7 protein-coding genes and 1 rRNA gene are annotated in these 6,265 nt (G+C 37.6%); all 8 read right to left on the reverse strand.

Annotation, left to right across the window (positions count from 1 at the left end):
- Positions 1 to 13: 13 nt before the first annotated feature.
- The 8 genes from PI85_RS16150 to rrf all read right to left on the reverse strand — a co-directional run bounded on the left by PI85_RS16150 (position 14) and on the right by rrf (position 6,107).
- Positions 14 to 829 (reverse strand): stage 0 sporulation family protein, encoded by an 816-nt coding sequence (locus PI85_RS16150; protein WP_036122018.1) that lies wholly within the window; start codon positions 827 to 829, stop codon positions 14 to 16.
- Positions 822 to 1,826, reverse strand: coding sequence for a DNA polymerase III subunit delta' (gene holB / locus PI85_RS16155; RefSeq protein ID WP_036122015.1), 1,005 nt, complete (start codon positions 1,824 to 1,826; stop codon positions 822 to 824). The genes PI85_RS16150 and holB overlap by 8 nt, the downstream gene beginning before the upstream one ends.
- A 301-nt stretch (positions 1,827 to 2,127) precedes the next feature.
- The gene (locus PI85_RS16160) at positions 2,128 to 2,568 is read right to left on the reverse strand and encodes a YaaR family protein (protein ID WP_008179711.1); all 441 of its coding nucleotides are present in this window, start codon (positions 2,566 to 2,568) and stop codon (positions 2,128 to 2,130) included.
- Positions 2,569 to 2,699: 131 nt separating this feature from the next.
- Positions 2,700 to 3,029 (reverse strand): cyclic-di-AMP receptor, encoded by a 330-nt coding sequence (locus PI85_RS16165; protein WP_004229230.1) that lies wholly within the window; start codon positions 3,027 to 3,029, stop codon positions 2,700 to 2,702.
- A 146-nt stretch (positions 3,030 to 3,175) separates the two neighbouring features.
- Entirely contained in the window at positions 3,176 to 3,805 is a 630-nt protein-coding gene (gene tmk / locus PI85_RS16170; RefSeq protein WP_036122013.1) for a dTMP kinase, read from the reverse strand.
- A gap of 18 nt (positions 3,806 to 3,823) precedes the next feature.
- Positions 3,824 to 5,257: an aminotransferase class I/II-fold pyridoxal phosphate-dependent enzyme gene (locus PI85_RS16175; RefSeq protein WP_036122008.1), complete on the reverse strand. Its 1,434-nt coding sequence runs from the start codon at positions 5,255 to 5,257 to the stop codon at positions 3,824 to 3,826.
- Between the two features lie 186 nt (positions 5,258 to 5,443).
- Positions 5,444 to 5,881: a CoxG family protein gene (locus PI85_RS16180; RefSeq protein WP_036122005.1), complete on the reverse strand. Its 438-nt coding sequence runs from the start codon at positions 5,879 to 5,881 to the stop codon at positions 5,444 to 5,446.
- Positions 5,882 to 5,991: 110 nt separating this feature from the next.
- Positions 5,992 to 6,107, reverse strand: a 5S ribosomal RNA gene (gene rrf, locus PI85_RS16185).
- Between the last annotated feature and the right edge of the window lie 158 nt (positions 6,108 to 6,265).

A 6,265-nucleotide genomic window follows, 5' to 3' on the forward strand; every position in this document is an offset into this window, starting at 1 on the left:
TAAATTCTCTATCTTATATAAGATTTTTTTCGCATGCTAGCAGTTCTTCTAGTGTATACTCAACTGTGCGCTCCTGCTCTTGTAAATATACTTGAATAAGTCTTTCCAGCACATTCAAACCTACAACTTTACCGCGGCCATCTGGTGTCATAGCTACTTCACCTAAATCTGGCATACCTTCTTTTGCCTCTTCATACTCATCATTCTCATACTTTAAGCAACACATTAAACGTCCGCAAAGTCCTGATATTTTTGAAGGATTTAAAGATAAGTTTTGATCTTTAGCCATTTTAATAGAAACTGGCTCAAAATCTCCTAAAAATGTAGAGCAACATAGCATACGACCACAAGGCCCAATGCCTCCTAATAATTTTGCTTCATCACGAACACCGATTTGGCGGAGTTCGATACGTGTTCTAAATACCGAAGCTAAATCTTTTACAAGATCCCTGAAGTCAACTCGTCCTTCAGCTGTAAAATAAAAAATGATTTTATTACGATCAAATGTATACTCAACATCTACAAGCTTCATTTCTAGATTATGTTCTATAATTTTAGTACTTGCAAGTTCAAATGCTCGTTTTGACTCAGCAGCGTTTTCTTCTACTTGTATACGATCACGATCATCCGCCGGTCGAAGTACTTGTTTAAGTGGTAATACAACATCATTCTCACCTACTACTTTTTGAGGGACAACCACTTTACCATATTCGACCCCGCGCGCTGTCTCAACAATAACATATTGACTATCTTCTAATAGAAATGATGCTGGATCAAAATAATATATTTTACCCGCTTTTTTAAAGCGGACTCCTACTACATTATACAAATGTATATCCCTCCTGCAGATTTAGCATTAACTGCTCCATCAATAACGTCCTATTCATGTTACGCTGTAAAGATGCACGCGCCTGTAAAATAGATTCCATTTGCTTAGACAATTGCTCATAAGTGGAATATAACGCGACTTCTTTGAATAGTGGTAACATGTCTGGATAAGTACAAGCTGCCTCGGGATTAGCTTTTATTGACACTATATCACGGTAAGCAAATAGTAGTAAATCCAATGCTTGCTCTATTTCGCTTTTTTCTTTAAAGTGTGGTAGCCACTCCTCGTGCACAATAAGCATGGCCTCATGTACATTTTGCCGAATAGCTTCTACTAATTTTAACACTGTTTTTCGAGCAAGTGCAAACTGCTCATCACTTGCTAAAAATATCGCCATTTCGACCTCGTTCGTCATCATACTTACGGTTGAAGCCATCGAATGCGAAATATTATTTTCCTGTAAATGCTGTAATAAAACATGACGGGGCATTTTTTGGAATTTTATGTGTTGGCAGCGCGAGCGGATTGTTGGTAGTATCGATTGCATTTGCTCTGTTAATAAAATAGCAGTAACCTCACCATCTGGCTCCTCTAAAAATTTAAGTATCATGTTGGCAGAAGCCGTGTTGAGACGATCTGCATGATGAAGAACATAGATTTTGCGTCCCTCTTCTACGCCCATCATTTTCATTTCACCAATTAATTCACGCATTTGATCAATCTTAATAAATTGACCCTCTGGATAAATTTGATGAATATTTGGATGATTTCCCGAATCCACACGTCTGCAATTTCGACATGTTTCACATGGAACATTTTCATTTGGGTGCTCACATAGCATTAGTTTGACAAAAAAATGCATAATATCTGCTTTGCCTGTCCCTTTTTCACCGTCAAAAATGTACGCATGTGCTAATCTATTTTTGTCAAAAATCGTTTGAAGTTGCTTCATTACAACTGGTTGTAGCGCGAATAGCTCTTCAACATTCTTGGCCATATATTTAAAATTCCTTCCTGTTTCTATTGTAAAGATGGGACTGTTCCCACTCTTAACTTTCCATAGAAACATTGCAGTAGTTCTTTATTGGCGATTGCGTTTTGTGTAAAATTGCCATTGTCACCTCACACGTTTAGGAAGATAATCACTGCGTTTTTAATTAACAGATACTCTTGACTGACTCAAAAGTGAAATGATTAGTATTTTAACGTTATTGGTTTTCAATGATCATGGGTCTACTATTGAATGAAGGTACATATTCGAAAAAAGCCCGCGCCTATAGGAGAATGAGACACGGGTTTTACATATATAAGTTAATTAGTAAGCCTTTAATCTCACCGATTTTATCAAGGAGGTCAATCGCTTCTTTCTCTTCGTCTAAAAGATCTTGCGCAAGTTCAACCAGACGTGTATCAATCGTGTCAATGATTTTCAAACGTCTTCCTTCACCAAAACGATTCCAAGTATGAGATTGCTTTAATTCCATACCATGTTCTACTGTCTCTTGTAGAAATCGTTTAACTAGCATTTTAAACCTAGCAAGTTCTCGTAAATTACGCGATCTCGCAACTCGGTCACCTGCAGTAGATATATCCCCTAACAACCTTGTCAATTGCTCAGTTTGCAACTTTGTTCCTTGCTTGACGACCATATCCCCAAATCGGTTATTTTGATTATTATTTTGTAGTGGCTCTTTACGATTTGTATTTAACCCGACGCGTATATCTTGATTAATTTTCAAGCTTGTTTCGCCCCCACGATCTTTATCTATTTCTCCTCAGCATGATTGCTTTAGGATAACAATAGGCCAAACCCTAATCATGATTCTGCCTTTCAAACAGTGAACCCTAATGTTTATGAGGAGGCTCTTTTTTAAAAATGATGGAATTGTTCAATCGGTAAAACAAAGACAGTGGCTCCTCCTACCTCAACCTCTACAGGATAAGGAATATAGGAATCAGCATTTCCCCCTAGTGGAGAAACTGGCGCAACCATCTGCTCCCGAGCACGACAATTATCCCGAATAATATCTAAAAGTTTGGGTATGAGAGAGTCTTCAGTTCCTATAAGAAACGTCGTATTTCCTGAACGTAAAAATCCTCCTGTGCTCGCTAATTTAGTTGCGCGAAACTGATTTTTCGTTAAAGCATTTGATAAGCGGCTGCTATCCTGATCCTGCACTACAGCTACGACTAACTTCATTCGCACTCACCCCTTTTATAAAATTAACCTAAATAGGTTTCAATATTATTCATAAGCTTTTAATACTTCCACTATTAATAATCTAATTGAAGATAAAATAATGGATAGTATCATTATATCACATTGTTATAGACAACTTCATGTATTTACTGTATTGCGTCCAATAATAATGACCATACATCTTCAACAACACTATCAATATCTTGGTCAGCATTCACAATACGTATACGTTCTGGATAACGCTCAACGAGTAGTAAATATCCTTCATGCACCTTTTGATGAAACGGTAAACTTTCAACATCTAAACGATTTACTTCACGATTTCCCGTTGCATAAATACGTGCTAACCCTACTTCTGGTGCAATATCAAATAATAACGTCATATCAGGTAATTTCTTTCCGATAGCGAATTCATTAATGGAAAGCACCTCATCAATACCTATACCTCTTGCATAACCTTGATAGGCTAAAGATGAATCGATAAAGCGATCACATATTACCAACTTCCCAGCATCTAAAGCAGGTTGAACCTTTTCAAAATAATGCTGGCTTCTTGCTGCAGCATATAACAATGCTTCAGTTCGTTCATCCATTGCTGTATGTGCAGGATTTAAAATAATCGTTCTTATTTTTTCTGCAATTTCAATTCCACCAGGTTCTCTTGTTGCTAGAACATCAATATTTTTTTCTGCTAACCGCTCTGCAATCTTTTGAATGACGGTTGTTTTCCCTGCTCCCTCTGGACCTTCAAATGTTATAAATAAATTGCTCTTCATGCTGTTAATTGCCTCCAACTATTTAATGACCTGAATCATTTTTTCTGTTAAACGATGATTTCCTTGAAATGTTGCACCTGCTGCTAGTAATTCTTCTAACTGACTTAGTTTTGCTACTGTTATTCTTTCTCCTGGCACTAGTAATGGAATGCCGGGTGGATATGGAATAATCATACTTGCCGATATTCGTCCCATTGTACGCATATATGGTAACCATTCTTTATTTAAAGATGCAATCTCATTGAAAGTATAAATAGGCTCAGTTATCTGAACAAATTTATAAGCCGCTTGAGAAGCCTGGCTGCTATCAGTTTTTGCTGTTTCTAATAGCAATGTTACAGCTTCCTTTATGCGGACTCTTATTTCAGCAAACGGATAGGTATGTCCTTGCTTGAGTAATGGTAATATGAATAAAACTTGATTCCTATCAGCTAACTCCCCGTAGACATGCTCTGCCTCTAGCGCCTTCTGTAATTGAAAGCCAGTATAACCTTTGACACGTAAAAGTAATTTGAGAGGGTCATCTACTTCAATAACTTCCAAAGAGCCAATCGATCGTAATGCTTCAACCCATTGATTCCTTTTTTCTATTATATATGCCCCATCACTCTCCATATATGTCTGTACATAATAACGAGCATCATCTAATGAAGCTAATAGCACATAAGATGGGCTACTAGATTGTAGCATACGTAAATAGTGATGAATTTTGTCAGCTTCTATTAACTCCGATCTCACATGCATAAAGGATGCCATCGTCATCGCAGGTAGAGTTTTATGCGCTGAATGTACGACAACATCTGCCCCAAGAGACAAAGCTGATGGTTGAAATAATGAACATGCATGAAAGTGAGCGCCATGTGCTTCATCCACCAATACAGGGATCCCCTTTTCATGGCAATAAGCAATTTGTTGCTGTATTTCACTAGAGGTTACCCCATAATAAGTAGGATATGTTAAAACAACTGCTTTCGCCTCTGAATAATTTTCTACAGCTTCCTTTAAATCCTGAAACGTAACATGTGTTGCCGTTAATGTTCGTTCATCCCATATCGGTGACACGAAAATAGGCTTGGCCCCAACAAGTTCAATGGCATGAAATATAGACTTATGCGCATTCCTTTGAACAATAATGGTATCGCCTTTTTGACAAGTAGCGTAAATCATTGCTAAATTTCCAACGGTAGAGCCTCCTACCAAAAAGAAACTTTTCATCGCTCCATATGTATCAGCTAATAAATGTTCTGCTTCTAAGATCATTTCCTCAGGATAATGCAAATCATCCAGTCCTGATAATTCAGTTACATCATAACGCATAACATCCTTAAATGCTTGCGGAAGGTGAGACAGTTCGCCATGCTTATGGCCAGGGACATGAAAAGAAATATTTTGTTGTTGTCGAAAACGTTCTAACCCCTCGATAATCGGCTTTTTCTTTTGCAAAACAAACACCTATTTTCGTTATATTCTCATCTAATTATACGAGATTATAACGCGATAAAAAAGTCATCCTTCAGCAAGCTGTTCTATATTTACAGGTAAAGTTATAATTTTTCAATAAAATGCCTTACTATTATAAAAACCGACCATTGCCACCTTCTGCAATAATCGGTTCTCCACCCTTTATAAATGAAACTATTATTCTTTTGCTACCGTCAAAGCCATTTGACTAACGAGTTGCTCCACCAATTGTGGAACAAATTTTTCTAATACAGGATTCATCATTCCTGCTAAAAAGCCACTAGCCTTCATAGTTAAGCTACCAGTAAGTTGGATTGATTCATCTTGGTGCTTAATTTCGAATGACCCATCACCATTTATCGGATCCGATAGGCCAATTAAATCAAATAAGACTTGATGTGGTTCTGAAGGTTTCAATTGAAGCTCCACCTTCACAGCCTTTTGAATGATGCCGAAGTCACCTTGAAAAACCCAAATCATGTTATTTTCATTTAGCAACTCATGATGCAAATAACCTGGTATTAAAACAGCCCACTTTTCTCTATTTTGAATAAAGCTCTCTACCTTTTCTCTCTGTATATAAATTGCATCACTAGTATATAGTCCTGTAGCCACTCTATTTCATCCCCTTTGTCCAATCTTTACTATTGAATTTTACCATTTTCGGTGCTTACAAAGACAGACAAAAATAAAAACCGCCGAGATATATCTCAGCGGTTACAATTGCCTAGCGACGTCCTACTCTCACAGGGGGAAGCCCCCAACTACCATCGGCGCTAAAGAGCTTAACTTCCGTGTTCGGTATGGGAACGGGTGTGACCTCTTTGCCATCATCACTAGACTATTTTCGGCTTTCAATATACATCGCATTTCTTCGTCAGCTTCTGTCGTTCAGTCAGTCACGTACTTGAAGTACGCTCCTTCCCTCTCTCCATTGCTTCCTCGAACTACTCGTATCTTGAAACCCTTCATAAAAGAAATTGTTCTTTCAAAACTGGA

The sequence above is a fragment of the Lysinibacillus sp. A1 genome (assembly GCF_000801965.1).
GTDB lineage: Bacteria > Bacillota > Bacilli > Bacillales_A > Planococcaceae > Lysinibacillus > Lysinibacillus fusiformis.

What these genes read in the sequence shown, in the direction of transcription:
- holB (WP_036122015.1), bottom strand. Translation starts at nt 1,826, where the DNA reads ATGGCCAAGAATGTTGAAGAGCTATTCGCGCTACAACCAGTTGTAATG.
- PI85_RS16165 (WP_004229230.1), bottom strand. Translation starts at nt 3,029, where the DNA reads ATGAAGTTAGTCGTAGCTGTAGTGCAGGATCAGGATAGCAGCCGCTTA.
- tmk (WP_036122013.1), bottom strand. Translation starts at nt 3,805, where the DNA reads ATGAAGAGCAATTTATTTATAACATTTGAAGGTCCAGAGGGAGCAGGG.